This is a genomic window from Shewanella sp. FJAT-52076, assembly GCF_019457455.1.
Lineage (GTDB): Bacteria > Pseudomonadota > Gammaproteobacteria > Enterobacterales > Shewanellaceae > Shewanella > Shewanella zhangzhouensis.
On sequence record NZ_CP080415.1, the window covers coordinates 202464 to 218033 of the forward strand.

Here is a 15570-nt window from a genome sequence, read left to right on the forward strand (position 1 = left end):
GAATGGCAACCATGATAGTCAGATACGGCCTCCATGCAAGGAGGCCGTGTTGATTCTTGTAACGGGATCAGCGGCAGGCGGCTGTGAGTGACGCCCAGTTTTGCTGCGCCAGACGCAGGCGGTCCTTAAGCTCCGCTACCTTGGGTAAGAGGTCTTTTACACAAAGCTCGGCACGACGGGCTTCCAACAGTTCCTTTTTGGCCTCGTAGTAGGCCATTAACTGTTGCTTCAGACGCTCGTATTCCAGCTGCAGAGATTCCAGCAGTTCATCGGCATCTTTACGGCCGGCAATGCGGTGTTGGCTGCGTTTGAGCTGCATCTGCAGTTTGGCGCTTTCGATGCGCTCCTGCGGTACTTTACGTAAGTCACCCGCCATACCACACCAGGACAAGCCCTTGATAAGCCACTTGGTCGGGTCGTAGTCCCACCAATGGATGCCATTGCGGTAGTCGTTTTCGAAAATATGGTGGAAGTTGTGGTAGCCCTCACCGTAGGTCAAAAACGCCAGCAGCGGATTATCACGGGCGGTGTTTTTGTCTGTGTAAGGCTGCGAGCCCCAGATGTGTGCCAGGGAGTTGATAAAGAAGGTGCAGTGATGAACCAGCACCAAACGCGCCAATCCTGCCAGCAGTAACATCGACAGCACATCACCATGGATCCAGCCAAGCAGCGCCGGCAGACCCACATTCATCAAAATGGTCAGCAACAAATAGTGCTTGTGTTGCCACATCACGATAGGGTCGTTTTGCAGATCGCGTACGTTGTTGTAATCGTGATATCTGTGGGCCTGATATTCCCTCAGCATCCAGCCGATATGGCTGTACCAGAAACCCATGTTCGCTGAATAGGGGTCTTTGTCGTTATTGTCGACATGCTTGTGATGCACCCTGTGATCCGATGACCAGTGTAAGGCGCTGTTTTGCAACGCCAGAGCGCCACCGAGTGCATAAAAGAAGCGCACCACGGCATTGGCCTTGTATGCCTTATGTGACCAAAGCCTGTGATAGCCCGCAGTAATAGAGAGGCCGCTATAAAACACCAGCACGACAAAGGCAACCCATTCAACGGCATCAAACCCATGGGTGATGGCTCGCCAGGGAACCAGAGTGATAGCACCGCCTAGGGTTAAAACGAACAGAGAGAGGTTAAGCCAAATGATGGGGGGTTTATTCATTATTGTTTCCATATATCGCTTTAAGCGTACAGCTGTAAGCTAATTTAGACGAGCTGATGACCAAGGTCAAGGAAGGCGGGGCTGTGTTTTAGGGGCAAAAGGGTTATTATCCCGTGAATCAGTAAGATGAACGGAATATCACATGGGAGTTAGAGCACAGCAGAAAGAGAAGACCCGTCGCGCCTTGGTGGACGCGGCCTTCAATCAGCTCAGTGCCGAGCGCAGTTTTTCCAGCTTGAGCCTGCGGGAAGTTGCCCGGGAGGCCAGCATTGCGCCCACTTCTTTCTACCGCCATTTCAAGGATATGAATGAGTTGGGGCTTACCATGGTGGATGAAGGCGGCTTAGCGCTGCGGCAGATGATGCGTAAAGGGCGTCAGCGTGCCGAAGCGGGTGGCAGCGTAATTCGCATTTCCGTCGATACCTTTATGGAAGTGCTCGACTCCAACCCCAACGTGTTCCGTATTCTGCTGCACGAGCGTTCCGGCACTTCTGCTCCGTTCCGTGCCGCTGTGGCCAGAGAGATAGAGCACTTCATTTCTGAGCTTGCCCATTACACCGAGGAAAAGGCCAAACGCAGTCCGGAATTGGCCCGAGCCCAGGCCGAATCCATGGTCACTCTGGTGTTTAACGCAGGTGCTGCGGCGCTGGATATGAAAAAGTCTGAGCGCAAGATTCTGGCGGATCAGCTGGTGTTGCAGCTGCGGATGGTGGCCAAGGGTGCTGAGTTTTTGCAGCAAAAGGTCGATGCAAAATAAAAAAACGGAGCCTAAGGCTCCGTTTTTTATGGGGTGACAACAGCCTGTATCAGCGGCGTTTAAGCATCACGCCGGCTTCGGTGTGATGGGTGTAAGGGAACTGATCGAACAGCGCAAAGCGTACTACATCATGAGTTTCGCTGAGTACCTTGAGGTTGTCGTTCAGGGTATCGGGATTGCAGGAGATATAGAGGATGTTCTCGTAACCCTGAACCAGCTTAACGGTCTCATCATCCAGGCCCGCTCTGGGCGGATCCACAAAGATGGTGTTGCACTGGTAGCTTTGTAAATCGATGTCGCCGAGGCGGTTGAAACGCTTTTCACCCTTCATGGCTTCGGTGAATTCTTCCGCCGACATACGGATGATGTCGAGATTAGCCACCTTATTGATTTGAATGTTGTACTGAGCGGCCTCTACCGAGGGTTTGGCCAGTTCAGTCGCCAGTACCTTGCCAAAGTTTGGCGCCAAGGCGATGGAAAAGTTGCCGTTACCACAGTACAGCTCCAGCAAGTCACCGCTGCTTTGCCTGGTGGCATCCAGTGCCCATTCCAACATCTTAACCGCCACACCTGCATTGGGCTGAGTAAAGCTGTTTTCTACCTGCTTATAGTGCAGGGTCTTGTCGCCCACATTGAGTGACTCAACGACAAAGTCGCGGTCGAGCACAAATTTTTGTTTGCGGGCACGGCCAATAATGTCGACCTTAAAGTGCTCACCCAAACGAGCCTTGAGCGCACGGGCTTCAGTGAGCCATTGATCGTCCAGTTGGCGGTGATACAGGAGGCTGACCAGTATTTCACCGCTCAGGGTAGATAAGAAGTCTACCTGGAACAGCTTATGGCGCAGGGCGCGATTGGGGCGAAGTTCGTCCAGAAGGGCAGGCATCATGCGGTTGATGAGTTCGCTGGCTGGCAAAAACTGATCGGTACGCACTTTTTCTTTGGCCACATTGTCGAACATACAGTAGTAGAGATCGTCGCCGTCGTGCCACACGCGGAATTCACAGCGCATCCGATAATGGGCTGGGGCAGATGGGAATACTTCCAGAGCCGGGGGATTATAGTGGGCAAATGCCTCAGTCAGTGCCTGGCACTTTTGTTCAAGCTGCAGCTCGTACTGTTGAGGGTCCATGGCTTGTGCGTTCATTTGCAATCTCGTCCGGCTTAAAAAATGGTCGCAAATTTTACCCCAGCGAAACCGTATGTCCAGCTTTCTGGCTTTGCCCTTTATTTTAGGCTGTGGGAAAATTCACGGGTTTTCATTTTCAGGTGGAGTTTGGCTTGGCACGTCCCATTCTGGTTTTCGATTCAGGTATAGGTGGTTTGTCGGTGTTGTCTGAGATACGGCAGCTATTGCCATCCCATGACTTCTATTACCTGTTTGATAATGCACGCCTGCCATACGGAGAACTTACCGAACAGGTGCTGGTGGAGGGCTGTGTTGAGCTTGTTGTGTCAGCCGCTACCAAAATCAACGCCGCGCTGGTGGTTATCGCCTGTAATACGGCCAGTACGCTGGTGCTGCCGGTATTACGGAGTAAGTTGACGATACCCGTCGTGGGGGTCGTTCCTGCGATCAAACCCGCCGCAAGCGACACCCTCTCCGGCCATATCGGTCTCTTGGCTACCCCAGCCACGGTGAAGCGCTCTTATACCCATGAGCTGGTCGCTAAATTTGCCAGCCATTGTCAGGTGCATATGTTCGGCAGTTCTGAACTGGTGATGATGGCGGAGCAAAAGGTGGCGGGAGTGCCTGTGGACATGGAGAAGTTAACCGGAATTCTTGCGCCCATTCAGGCAACGCCAGTGGATGTGCTGGTATTGGGATGTACTCATTTCCCCATGTTGGCGGACGAATTATCCCAGGTATTGGGGCAGGGGATTAAACTGCTCGATTCGGGCTTTGCCATTGCCAGCCGGGTGCAGCATTTACTGGAGGGCTTGGGTGAGCACGAGCATCCTGCGCCAAATAGCATGAAGGCGTGGTATACCACGCCTTCACTGACACAGGGTCTAATCCAGAGTCTGACAGACTATGGATTCAGCGAAATATCGCCCTTTACCCCTAGAACCCGGGTTTAGTCGTCAGACTTCTCTGACTCATTGTCCTGATTCTTGGCTTCTCTTACTTTTAATGTTCTTTCCTGGAAGGTGTAGTCATTCAGTTTGACCATCGCCTTCTGGGCACCACTCTCAGACATCTCAACGAAACCGAAGCCTTTGCGTCTGCCGGTCTTACGATCGCGAACCAGGCGCACTGAATTGACCGGTCCATACTCGGCAAACAGCGACTTTACGTCACCTTCATGCACCCGGTATGGCAGGTTACCCACATAAAGCGTCATGGTTGGGCCGGTATATTCTGTTTCTACGGTGGCAGCGTCATTACCGGACGGCGTAATGGCGAAAATACCGATGGCCAGCACAGCACCGAGAATAAAGGCAAGATAAGCAGGGAAGGTGGGCAGAAACTGAAAAATGACCAAGGCACCCACTGCGGCGGCTATCAGCGCAATAAGAAATGATTTCTGCATAAGCAAATGTACTCTGATGAAAATAAGGAAATGATAAATAACTGTTAACAGCAGGTATATAGTAATGAATTATCTGAGATTAAACCAGATCGCTGTAGAAAAAATGACCGTAAAAGCCACTTTGAAACACAGGTAATAAGGTGTTTTCGCCGCCAAGGTGCGCCCAAAGTACCAAAAGCGATGGGTATTTGCCCTTATTGATTGAATTACAGACGAACGATCGCAAGAGTGTCGAAAAGATCTTGTGAATGTCTGGCTGCTCCCTATAATGCGCCCCATTCCCGCCGGACATGATGATTCAGCCGGTTGAGAATAGTGTCTAAACAAAAAATAGGCACTCGATGAAAAGCCTTGAAAAAGCGCTTGACGTCAAAGAGGGATGGCGTAGAATACGCAGCCCTGACCAGATGAAAGTCGGTCCCGCTCTTTAAAAATTTATCAAGTAATCTGTGTGGATACTCACAGGTTGATGAAGTCGACAAAACGATTTTATCAATGAAAGAGTTTTCATGCAGAAGCATGACAGCAGAAATTCATTGAGACCAAAACTTTAATTGAAGAGTTTGATCATGGCTCAGATTGAACGCTGGCGGCAGGCCTAACACATGCAAGTCGAGCGGCAGCGGGAAGATAGCTTGCTATCTTTGCCGGCGAGCGGCGGACGGGTGAGTAATACCTGGGGATCTGCCCAATCGAGGGGGATAACAGTTGGAAACGACTGCTAATACCGCATACGCCCTACGGGGGAAAGGAGGGGCTCTTCGGACCTTCCGCGATTGGATGAACCCAGGCGGGATTAGCTAGTAGGTGAGGTAATGGCTCACCTAGGCGACGATCCCTAGCTGTTCTGAGAGGATGGACAGCCACACTGGGACTGAGACACGGCCCAGACTCCTACGGGAGGCAGCAGTGGGGAATATTGGACAATGGGGGAAACCCTGATCCAGCCATGCCGCGTGTGTGAAGAAGGCCTTCGGGTTGTAAAGCACTTTCAGTGGGGAGGAAAGGTTGATGGTTAATACCCATCAGCTGTGACGTTACCCACAGAAGAAGCACCGGCTAACTCCGTGCCAGCAGCCGCGGTAATACGGAGGGTGCAAGCGTTAATCGGAATTACTGGGCGTAAAGCGTGCGCAGGCGGTCTGTTAAGCGAGATGTGAAAGCCCCGGGCTCAACCTGGGAACTGCATTTCGAACTGGCAGACTAGAGTCTTGTAGAGGGGGGTAGAATTCCAGGTGTAGCGGTGAAATGCGTAGAGATCTGGAGGAATACCGGTGGCGAAGGCGGCCCCCTGGACAAAGACTGACGCTCAGGCACGAAAGCGTGGGGAGCAAACAGGATTAGATACCCTGGTAGTCCACGCCGTAAACGATGTCTACTCGGAGTTTGGTGTCTTGAACACTGGGCTCTCAAGCTAACGCATTAAGTAGACCGCCTGGGGAGTACGGCCGCAAGGTTAAAACTCAAATGAATTGACGGGGGCCCGCACAAGCGGTGGAGCATGTGGTTTAATTCGATGCAACGCGAAGAACCTTACCTACTCTTGACATCCAGAGAACTTTCCAGAGATGGATTGGTGCCTTCGGGAACTCTGAGACAGGTGCTGCATGGCTGTCGTCAGCTCGTGTTGTGAAATGTTGGGTTAAGTCCCGCAACGAGCGCAACCCTTATCCTTACTTGCCAGCGGGTAATGCCGGGAACTTTAGGGAGACTGCCGGTGATAAACCGGAGGAAGGTGGGGACGACGTCAAGTCATCATGGCCCTTACGAGTAGGGCTACACACGTGCTACAATGGTCGGTACAGAGGGTTGCGAAGCCGCGAGGTGAAGCTAATCCCAAAAAGCCGGTCGTAGTCCGGATTGGAGTCTGCAACTCGACTCCATGAAGTCGGAATCGCTAGTAATCGTGGATCAGAATGCCACGGTGAATACGTTCCCGGGCCTTGTACACACCGCCCGTCACACCATGGGAGTGGGCTGCACCAGAAGTAGATAGCTTAACCTTCGGGAGGGCGTTTACCACGGTGTGGTTCATGACTGGGGTGAAGTCGTAACAAGGTAGCCCTAGGGGAACCTGGGGCTGGATCACCTCCTTACCTAAGCGACACATTATCCTGCTGAGTGTTCACACAGATTACTTGATAGACGATAGAGACAAATGCGATGGGTCTGTAGCTCAGGTGGTTAGAGCGTACGCCTGATAAGCGTAAGGTCGGTAGTTCGAGTCTACTCAGACCCACCAAATCTCATTGATGCGTCGTTGTAAAGGTCGTCGTTTACACCAGTAAACGTCCTCCGCTTCCGCCTCGCCTGAATGAGATTTTTAATCAATGCATTTGTGTCAGACTGCATATTGCAGAAACGGGGCTATAGCTCAGCTGGGAGAGCGCCTGCTTTGCACGCAGGAGGTCTGCGGTTCGATCCCGCATAGCTCCACCACTGTAAATATGTGAGTCTCAGGACGTAAGTCCCAAGGATAGAGACGCCAAAGATAAGTGATGAATTTATCTTTGGCTTTTTTAAGCCCGCTCTTTAACAATTTGGAAAGCTGATAGTAGAAACTGAACCCTCTCTTTGAGATGGGATTCAGTTAATACAAAAATTGAGTTCTCAAACACTTCAATCAAGTGTTTTGGAAATTCTTCAAGGCGAGTTCAGTAAAATGAACTATCGAAAACCAGCTGGTTGCAATACAGCACGGTGAGGAAACTCATCCGGGTTGTATGGTTAAGCGACTAAGCGTATACGGTGGATGCCTTGGCAGTCAGAGGCGATGAAGGACGTAGTAACTTGCGAAAAGCGTTGGTGAGGTAGTAACAACCGTTATAGCCAGCGATGTCCGAATGGGGAAACCCGGCACCATAAGGTGTCATCACTAAGTGAATACATAGCTTAGTGAGGCGAACGAGGGGAACTGAAACATCTAAGTACCCTCAGGAAAAGAAATCAACCGAGATTCCCTCAGTAGCGGCGAGCGAACGGGGATTAGCCCTTAAGTCTTCGGGGTGTTAGTGGAATGGTCTGGAAAGTCCAACGGTACAGGGTGATAGTCCCGTACACGACAACTAACCAAAGATGAAATCGAGTAAGGCGGCACACGTGATATGTTGTCTGAATATGGGGGGACCATCCTCCAAGGCTAAATACTCCTGACTGACCGATAGTGAACCAGTACCGTGAGGGAAAGGCGAAAAGAACCCCTGTGAGGGGAGTGAAATAGAACCTGAAACCGTATACGTACAAGCAGTGGGAGCGGTTCTTGAGACCGTGACTGCGTACCTTTTGTATAATGGGTCAGCGACTTACGTTTTGTAGCGAGGTTAAGCGAATAGCGGAGCCGTAGGGAAACCGAGTGTTAACTGCGCGTTTAGTTGCAAGGCGTAGACCCGAAACCCGGTGATCTAGCCATGGGCAGGTTGAAGGTTGAGTAACATCAACTGGAGGACCGAACCGACTAATGTTGAAAAATTAGCGGATGACTTGTGGCTGGGGGTGAAAGGCCAATCAAACCGGGAGATATCTGGTTCTCCTCGAAAGCTATTTAGGTAGCGCCTCGGACGAACACCTTTGGGGGTAGAGCACTGTTAAGGCTAGGGGGTCATCCCGACTTACCAACCCTTTGCAAACTCCGAATACCAAAGAGTGCTATCCGGGAGACAGACGGCGGGTGCTAACGTCCGTCGTCAAAAGGGAAACAACCCAGACCGTCAGCTAAGGTCCCAAAGTAATTGCTAAGTGGGAAACGATGTGGGAAGGCTTAGACAGCTAGGATGTTGGCTTAGAAGCAGCCATCATTTAAAGAAAGCGTAATAGCTCACTAGTCGAGTCGGCCTGCGCGGAAGATGTAACGGGGCTAAGCAATTCACCGAAGCTACGGGTGTACACGATAACGTGTACGCGGTAGAGGAGCGTTCTGTAAGCCGTTGAAGGTGAAGGGGTAACCCACACTGGAGGTATCAGAAGTGCGAATGCTGACATGAGTAACGATAAAGGGGGTGAAAAACCCCCTCGCCGAAAGACCAAGGGTTCCTGTCCAACGTTAATCGGGGCAGGGTGAGTCGACCCCTAAGGCGAGGCCGAAAGGCGTAGTCGATGGGAAACGGGTTAATATTCCCGTACTTCTGCTAACTGCGATGGAGAGACGGAGAAGGCTAGGCCAGCACGGCGTTGGTTGTCCGTGTTTAAGGTGGTAGGTAGTGTGCTTAGGCAAATCCGGGCACATATATACCGAGAGCTGATGACGAGTCACTACGGTGACGAAGTGGTTGATGCCATGCTTCCAGGAAAATCTTCTAAGCTTCAGGTTAGCAGGAATCGTACCCCAAACCGACACAGGTGGTCGGGTAGAGAATACCAAGGCGCTTGAGAGAACTCGGCTGAAGGAACTAGGCAAAATGGTACCGTAACTTCGGGAGAAGGTACGCTGCTGTTGGTGACGGGACTTGCTCCCCGAGCTGACGGCAGTCGCAGATACCAGGTGGCTGCAACTGTTTATCAAAAACACAGCACTGTGCAAACTCGCAAGAGGAAGTATACGGTGTGACGCCTGCCCGGTGCCGGAAGGTTAATTGATTGGGTTATCGCAAGAGAAGCTCATGATCGAAGCCCCGGTAAACGGCGGCCGTAACTATAACGGTCCTAAGGTAGCGAAATTCCTTGTCGGGTAAGTTCCGACCTGCACGAATGGCGTAATGATGGCCACGCTGTCTCCAGCCGAGACTCAGTGAAGTTGAAATTGCGGTGAAGATGCCGTATACCCGCGGCTAGACGGAAAGACCCCGTGAACCTTTACTATAGCTTGGCACTGAACATTGACCCTACATGTGTAGGATAGGTGGGAGACTTTGAAGCGGGAACGCCAGTTCTCGTGGAGTCAACCTTGAAATACCACCCTTGTAGTGTTGGTGTTCTAACCTCGGTCCATGAATCTGGACTAGGGACAGTGCCTGGTGGGTAGTTTGACTGGGGCGGTCTCCTCCCAAAGAGTAACGGAGGAGCACGAAGGTTGGCTAAACACGGTCGGACATCGTGTGGTTAGTGTAATGGCACAAGCCAGCTTAACTGCGAGACAGACACGTCGAGCAGGTACGAAAGTAGGTCATAGTGATCCGGTGGTTCTGCATGGAAGGGCCATCGCTCAACGGATAAAAGGTACTCCGGGGATAACAGGCTGATACCGCCCAAGAGTTCATATCGACGGCGGTGTTTGGCACCTCGATGTCGGCTCATCACATCCTGGGGCTGAAGTCGGTCCCAAGGGTATGGCTGTTCGCCATTTAAAGTGGTACGCGAGCTGGGTTCAGAACGTCGTGAGACAGTTCGGTCCCTATCTGCCGTGGGCGTTGGAAGATTGAGGGGGGTTGCTCCTAGTACGAGAGGACCGGAGTGAACGAACCGCTGGTGTTCGGGTTGTCATGCCAATGGCATTGCCCGGTAGCTACGTTCGGAATCGATAACCGCTGAAAGCATCTAAGCGGGAAGCGAGCCCCAAGATGAGTCTTCCCTTGGACCTTGAGTCCACTGAAGAGCCGTCCGAGACCAGGACGTTGATAGGCAGGGTGTGTAAGCGTTGTGAGGCGTTGAGCTAACCTGTACTAATGACTCGTGCGGCTTAACCATACAACCCAGATGGGTTTCAGATGGTGTAGATAGTCTTGAAGAAACCAGACTTGATTGAAGTGATAACTCAATAGCACAGAATACCGGTCGCTTAGCTCAGCCGGGAGAGCACCTCCCTTACAAGGAGGGGGTCACTGGTTCGATCCCAGTAGCGACCACCATCATTTTCTGCGTAATGCAGCTTTCCGAATTAACAAATTTGTCTGGTGACAATAGCGCTCTGGTCCCACCTGATCCCATTCCGAACTCAGTAGTGAAACGGAGCAGCGCCGATGGTAGTGTGGGGTCTCCCCATGTGAGAGTAGGTCATTGCCAGACGACTAATAAGTCGAAAAGGCCACCCTATGGGGTGGCCTTTTTGCTTTTCAGCTTTTCATCATTGCGGTTTGCTGGTTCAACCGAAGTTACCTCGGGTTTGGCAGTTTCTGTTTCTCGCTGATGCGTTGAATACCACCCTTGGTTACAATGGCTTTTTATTCGTGGCGGAAAGCGGTATGCCTGTTTCTCTCAAGTCCTACAACACCTTTGGTATCGATCATCAGTGCGCTGAGCTAATCGAAATAACTGATGCAGCCGAGTTGCCAGCTCTTATCCGTAGTCTGGATGAGCGCGACCAGTCTTACTTTATTCTCGGTGGTGGCAGCAACGTGGTTCTGACATCGGATATAGATATCACAGTGCTTAAGATGGCAAATAAGGGAATTGAGGTATTTGAGGACGATGTTGCCTGGTATTTGAGTGTGGCCGCAGGAGAAAACTGGCATCAGCTGGTGAGCTGGACCTTTGAAAAGCAGATGCCGGGACTTGAGAATCTGGCGCTTATTCCGGGCACTGTTGGTGCGGCGCCCATCCAGAACATAGGCGCCTATGGTGTTGAGCTGATGGATGTCTGCGATTGGGTTGAGTATTTGTCGCTGCCAGATTGCGTGACTGTCAGGCTGATGGCCTCCGAGTGCCGCTTCGACTACCGTGATTCCATTTTTAAACACGATCTTAAGGGTAAGGCGATTATTACCCGGGTGGGTTTAAAATTACCCAAGATGTGGCAGCCTAAGCTCAATTACGGCCCCTTGGCAGAATTTAATACAGACACGGTGACGCCGGAGATGATCTTCGAGCGCGTGATTGCTGTGCGTTCAGAGAAGCTGCCCGACCCGGCTAAATTAGGTAACGCCGGCAGCTTTTTCAAAAATCCTATTGTGGATGCCGTAACCTTTGCGAACATAGTAAAACAGTATCCGGACGCTGTGGCTTATGCCCTGGAAGATGGCCGGATGAAACTGGCGGCCGGCTGGCTGATTGATAAGGCTGGCTTAAAAGGCTTTCGCCTTGGAGACGCTGGGGTACATGATAAACAGGCGCTTGTGCTGGTTAATTTCGGCAGCGCCAGCGGTGAAGATATCCTTAACCTCGCGAAACATGTCATCGATGAGGTGCATCACCGCTTTGGTGTGCAGCTTGAAGCTGAGCCCAATGTGGTGGGCCGATTTTCACTCTTAAACGAATAACGCTAAACAGGGAGCTGCAAATGGAACAGTGGCAACGTAAACGCGACATCATTGCGATGCTGTCTACGCAGGAGTTTGTCTCCGGCGAGGCCCTTGCCGAACGACTTGGTATCTCCCGCGCGGCTATCAGCAAGCATATCGATGTGCTTGAGACCTTGGGGCTGAGTATCTACAGCGTGAAGGGCCGTGGCTATAAGTTGGCTACACCTGTGTCCCTGATTGATGAAAGCAGACTCAAGCAAGGTATCGAGCGTAGGTGTTTTTACTTTGATGACATCCCCAGCACCAATGCCTTTATGTTGTCCCACTCAGAAGAGCTGGAGAGCGGGGATGTATGCATTGCCGAATACCAATCTGCTGGACGTGGGCGCCGTGGACGCCGTTGGGTGTCTCCCTATGGGAGCCATTTGTACTTTTCCCTGTTTTGGCGTTTAAGCGATGGCATGAGTAAAGCCATGGGGTTGAGCCTGGTTGTTGGTTGCTCTCTTGCCAAAGTACTTGGCGACCTCGGTGTAGAGGGTATTGGACTTAAATGGCCCAATGACGTCTATCTGGATGGCCGCAAACTTGCGGGTATTCTGGTGGAGATGAAAGGGCAGGCCGATAGCAATTGTGAGCTGATTATTGGCATGGGCGTGAACATGGCCATGCCGGATGCACAGGGTGAAACCATCGATCAGCCCTGGGCCGACTTGCAGGGTCTTGCCATGCCGGATAAAACCGAGTTTGCGGTACGCTTACAACGGCAACTTCAGGCCGACCTTTCCCTGTTCGAGCGGGAAGGACTCAACGCCTTCGTCGAACGTTGGCAAGCATCAGATAGCTTTATCGGTAAGCCGGTTAATTTGATGATGGCCGATAAGGTGGAAGCCGGTATTTGCCGGGGTATTGATGAGCAGGGGGCCTTGCTGCTGGAGGTCGCCGGTGAGATGAAAAGCTATATCGGTGGGGAAATCAGTTTACGGCCTGCATAACCCGCAATCAGACCCATAATGCCGACCATGTCTGTACACAGATTGGTCGGCATTTTTTTAAGGCTCATTTACGCAGCAGTACCTGATTCATCAAATGATCGGCACCCTTACGCAGGATTAAGTGTGCACGTTCTCGGGTAGGCTGGATATTCATGCGCAAGTTAGGACCGTTGATACCGTCCCAAATTTGCGATGCCGTTTCGGTGGCTTGCATGTCATTCAAACTGGCGTAATGGCGGAAGTAAGAATTTTCATCGGCGAAGGCACTGCTTCTGAATTGCAGGAAGCGTTCGATATACCAGGACTTCAGTAAAGACTCATCGGCATCCACATAAATAGAGAAGTCGACAAAGTCGGACACAAAGGGCCTGCGGATATCCACTGGCGAATCGAGCCCGGTTTGCAGTACGTTCAAGCCCTCGAGGATCAGGATATCTGGCTTTTGGATGACTTGGCGCTCATAGGGCAGGCGGTCATAGATGATGTGAGAATAAAGTGGTACTTCAACACGCTCCGCGCCGGATTTTACCGCGGACACGAAGTCAATCAGCATCTTGGTGTCATAGCTTTCGGGAAAACCTTTACGCTGCAGCAATCCCTTTCGCTTAAGCTCGGTCAATGGATACAGAAAACCGTCGGTGGTGACCAGGTCCACTTTGGGATGTTCGGGCCATTGCTTCAACAAGGCCTGCAAAATACGGGCGGTGGTGCTTTTACCCACGGCCACACTGCCGGCGATACTGATGACGTAAGGGCTATCGGGTTGCTTGTTACCCAGGAACTGATTCAATACCAGGCCGCGCTGCTGACGCGCACCGACGATGAGATTAAGCAGTCTGCTAAGGGGCAGATAGATGTCGGTTACTTCAGACAGAGAAATGCGTTCGTTAATACCGCGTAACCGTGTCAGATCGGCTTCGCTCAGTGTCAGGGGAACGGAGTTTCTCAACTCTGCCCAGCGCGCTCGGTCGAAGTCGAGATAAAGCGCTTCTTGCGTCTGGTTATTAATCATTCAAATTCCTCGCCTTAGGCTGCGCACAGTACAACAGCTATGGTGCTTTAACAATAGTTCAACGGCTTTTGTGCCCTGACAGAAGCAATTTGTCATAGGCAGTGTAAATTGGCGTGCAAAAAAGCGCCGCTTGGCATTTTTTTTGGTTGAAATTCGATTTTTCTATTGCAACCCAAGCCACATTTACCTAATATCCGCTACCGAAATGACATGCCGGCATAGCTCAGTTGGTAGAGCAACTGACTTGTAATCAGTAGGTCCCGAGTTCGACTCTTGGTGCCGGCACCATTTTCTTGGAGGGGTTCCCGAGTGGCCAAAGGGATCAGACTGTAAATCTGACGGCTCCGCCTTCGAAGGTTCGAATCCTTCTCCCTCCACCATTTTCTAGGTACTAGGTAGCCTACAGTTAGGTTGCGCGGGCATCGTATAATGGTATTACTCCAGCCTTCCAAGCTGATAACGCGGGTTCGATTCCCGCTGCCCGCTCCAAAATGTAAGAGATGCTGATATAGCTCAGTCGGTAGAGCGCATCCTTGGTAAGGATGAGGTCGGCAGTTCGATTCTGCCTATCAGCACCAGCCTCTCTTAACATGCTGCCTTTTATCTAAACAAACGGTTCGATGTCATTTGATGGCATCGGATTTTTTCTATATGCAGGTTTTCATCACCAAGACTCTTGGATTGAGGCAATACCATGGCTAAAGCTAAATTCGAACGTACTAAACCCCACGTAAACGTGGGCACCATCGGTCACGTTGACCATGGTAAAACCACTCTGACCGCTGCTATCTCTCACGTACTGGCTAAGACCTACGGTGGTGAGGCGAAGGACTTCTCTCAGATCGACAACGCCCCAGAAGAGCGTGAGCGTGGTATTACCATCAACACCTCTCACATCGAGTACGACACTCCTACTCGTCACTACGCCCACGTAGACTGCCCAGGCCACGCTGACTATGTTAAAAACATGATCACCGGTGCTGCCCAGATGGACGGCGCTATCCTGGTAGTAGCTGCGACTGACGGCCCAATGCCACAGACTCGTGAGCACATCCTGCTGTCTCGTCAGGTAGGTGTACCTTTCATCATCGTGTTCATGAACAAGTGTGACATGGTAGATGACGAAGAGCTGCTGGAACTGGTAGAGATGGAAGTTCGTGAACTGCTGTCTGAATACGACTTCCCAGGTGATGACCTGCCAGTAATTCAGGGTTCTGCTCTGAAAGCGCTGGAAGGCGACGCTGCATGGGAAGGCAAGATCATCGAGCTGGCCGAGGCCCTGGATTCTTACATCCCTGAGCCAGAGCGTGCTATCGACAAAGCATTCCTGATGCCAATCGAAGACGTATTCTCTATCTCTGGCCGTGGTACTGTAGTAACAGGTCGTGTAGAGCGCGGTATCATCAAAGTTGGTGAAGAAGTAGAAATCGTAGGTATCAAAGATACCACCAAGACTACCTGTACCGGCGTTGAGATGTTCCGTAAGCTGCTGGACGAAGGTCGTGCCGGTGAGAACTGCGGTATCCTGCTGCGTGGTACCAAGCGTGATGAAGTTGAGCGTGGTCAGGTTCTGTCCAAGCCAGGCACCATCAAGCCACACACCAAGTTCGAATCAGAAGTATACGTACTGTCTAAAGAAGAAGGTGGTCGTCACACTCCATTCTTCAAAGGCTACCGTCCACAGTTCTACTTCCGTACAACTGACGTGACCGGTACCATCGAACTGCCAGAAGGCGTAGAGATGGTAATGCCAGGCGACAACATCAAGATGGTTGTCACCCTGATTTGCCCAATCGCGATGGACGAAGGCCTGCGCTTCGCTATCCGTGAAGGCGGCCGCACAGTAGGTGCTGGTGTAGTAGCCAAGATCCACGAGTAATCTCGTAGACTTGGAAGAAGGCGACCTCAGGGTCGCCTTTTGTTTTTTCAAAGTACAATAAACTTGATTCACAGCGGCTTAACCGGGAGTTGTGGCCTTGCTAAGCAAGCTGA

Annotated in this window: 9 protein-coding genes, 7 tRNA genes and 3 rRNA genes; 15 read left to right on the forward strand and 4 right to left on the reverse strand. The window is 51.5% G+C overall.

The features are described 5' to 3' along the window. Positions 1 to 67: 67 nt before the first annotated feature. On the reverse strand, positions 68 to 1174 hold the full coding sequence (locus K0H79_RS00910) for a fatty acid desaturase (RefSeq protein ID WP_220077031.1): 1107 nt from the start codon (positions 1172 to 1174) through the stop codon (positions 68 to 70). A gap of 142 nt (positions 1175 to 1316) precedes the next feature. Here K0H79_RS00910 and fabR point away from each other — a divergent pair, with 142 nt between their 5' ends. Continuing rightward, positions 1317 to 1931 carry an HTH-type transcriptional repressor FabR gene (gene fabR, locus K0H79_RS00915; protein ID WP_011758314.1) on the forward strand — a complete coding sequence of 205 codons (615 nt, stop codon included), beginning with the start codon at positions 1317 to 1319 and terminating at the stop codon, positions 1929 to 1931. Positions 1932 to 1980: 49 nt separating this feature from the next. On the opposite strand, the gene trmA is transcribed toward fabR, so the two are convergent. Continuing rightward, positions 1981 to 3078, reverse strand: coding sequence for a tRNA (uridine(54)-C5)-methyltransferase TrmA (gene trmA, locus K0H79_RS00920; protein ID WP_220077032.1), 1098 nt, complete (start codon positions 3076 to 3078; stop codon positions 1981 to 1983). A 134-nt stretch (positions 3079 to 3212) separates the two neighbouring features. On the opposite strand from trmA, the gene murI reads away from it, so the two are divergent. Beyond that, positions 3213 to 4013 carry a glutamate racemase gene (gene murI / locus K0H79_RS00925; RefSeq protein ID WP_220077033.1) on the forward strand — a complete coding sequence of 267 codons (801 nt, stop codon included), beginning with the start codon at positions 3213 to 3215 and terminating at the stop codon, positions 4011 to 4013. Here murI and K0H79_RS00930 read toward each other — a convergent pair. Further along, complete coding sequence (locus tag K0H79_RS00930) at positions 4010 to 4465, reverse strand: RNA-binding protein (protein ID WP_220066364.1); 456 nt, start codon at positions 4463 to 4465, stop codon at positions 4010 to 4012. The two genes, murI and K0H79_RS00930, sit on opposite strands and share 4 nt — an antisense overlap. Before the next feature lie 551 nt (positions 4466 to 5016). Here K0H79_RS00930 and K0H79_RS00935 point away from each other — a divergent pair. From K0H79_RS00935 to birA, 8 genes are all read left to right on the forward strand, one after another. Further along, positions 5017 to 6561 (forward strand): 16S ribosomal RNA (locus K0H79_RS00935). 69 nt (positions 6562 to 6630) lie between these two features. Beyond that, positions 6631 to 6707, forward strand: a tRNA-Ile gene (locus K0H79_RS00940). 121 nt (positions 6708 to 6828) lie between these two features. Further along, positions 6829 to 6904: transfer RNA gene (locus tag K0H79_RS00945), tRNA-Ala, on the forward strand. 286 nt (positions 6905 to 7190) lie between these two features. Next, positions 7191 to 10084 (forward strand): 23S ribosomal RNA (locus K0H79_RS00950). Between the two features lie 85 nt (positions 10085 to 10169). Then, positions 10170 to 10245, forward strand: a tRNA-Val gene (locus tag K0H79_RS00955). A 41-nt stretch (positions 10246 to 10286) separates the two neighbouring features. Next, positions 10287 to 10402, forward strand: a 5S ribosomal RNA gene (rrf, locus tag K0H79_RS00960). Together the 16S, 23S and 5S rRNA genes with 3 tRNA genes alongside form the textbook arrangement of a ribosomal RNA operon. Before the next feature lie 176 nt (positions 10403 to 10578). After that, positions 10579 to 11592: a UDP-N-acetylmuramate dehydrogenase gene (gene murB, locus K0H79_RS00965; protein WP_220077034.1), complete on the forward strand. Its 1014-nt coding sequence runs from the start codon at positions 10579 to 10581 to the stop codon at positions 11590 to 11592. 20 nt (positions 11593 to 11612) lie between these two features. Beyond that, complete coding sequence (gene birA, locus K0H79_RS00970) at positions 11613 to 12566, forward strand: bifunctional biotin--[acetyl-CoA-carboxylase] ligase/biotin operon repressor BirA (RefSeq protein ID WP_220077035.1); 954 nt, start codon at positions 11613 to 11615, stop codon at positions 12564 to 12566. Positions 12567 to 12630: 64 nt separating this feature from the next. Here birA and coaA read toward each other — a convergent pair whose 3' ends face one another. Next, the gene (gene coaA / locus K0H79_RS00975) at positions 12631 to 13578 is read right to left on the reverse strand and encodes a type I pantothenate kinase (RefSeq protein ID WP_220077036.1); all 948 of its coding nucleotides are present in this window, start codon (positions 13576 to 13578) and stop codon (positions 12631 to 12633) included. Between the two features lie 212 nt (positions 13579 to 13790). Here coaA and K0H79_RS00980 point away from each other — a divergent pair. The 5 genes from K0H79_RS00980 (at position 13791) to tuf (ending at position 15457) form a co-directional block, all read left to right on the forward strand. Next, positions 13791 to 13866, forward strand: a tRNA-Thr gene (locus K0H79_RS00980). Positions 13867 to 13873: 7 nt separating this feature from the next. Beyond that, positions 13874 to 13958, forward strand: a tRNA-Tyr gene (locus K0H79_RS00985). Positions 13959 to 13993: 35 nt separating this feature from the next. Then, a tRNA-Gly gene (locus K0H79_RS00990) sits at positions 13994 to 14067 on the forward strand. Positions 14068 to 14080: 13 nt separating this feature from the next. After that, a tRNA-Thr gene (locus tag K0H79_RS00995) sits at positions 14081 to 14156 on the forward strand. A 116-nt stretch (positions 14157 to 14272) separates the two neighbouring features. Beyond that, positions 14273 to 15457 (forward strand): elongation factor Tu, encoded by a 1185-nt coding sequence (tuf, locus tag K0H79_RS01000; protein ID WP_011758321.1) that lies wholly within the window; start codon positions 14273 to 14275, stop codon positions 15455 to 15457. Positions 15458 to 15570 lie beyond the last annotated feature (113 nt).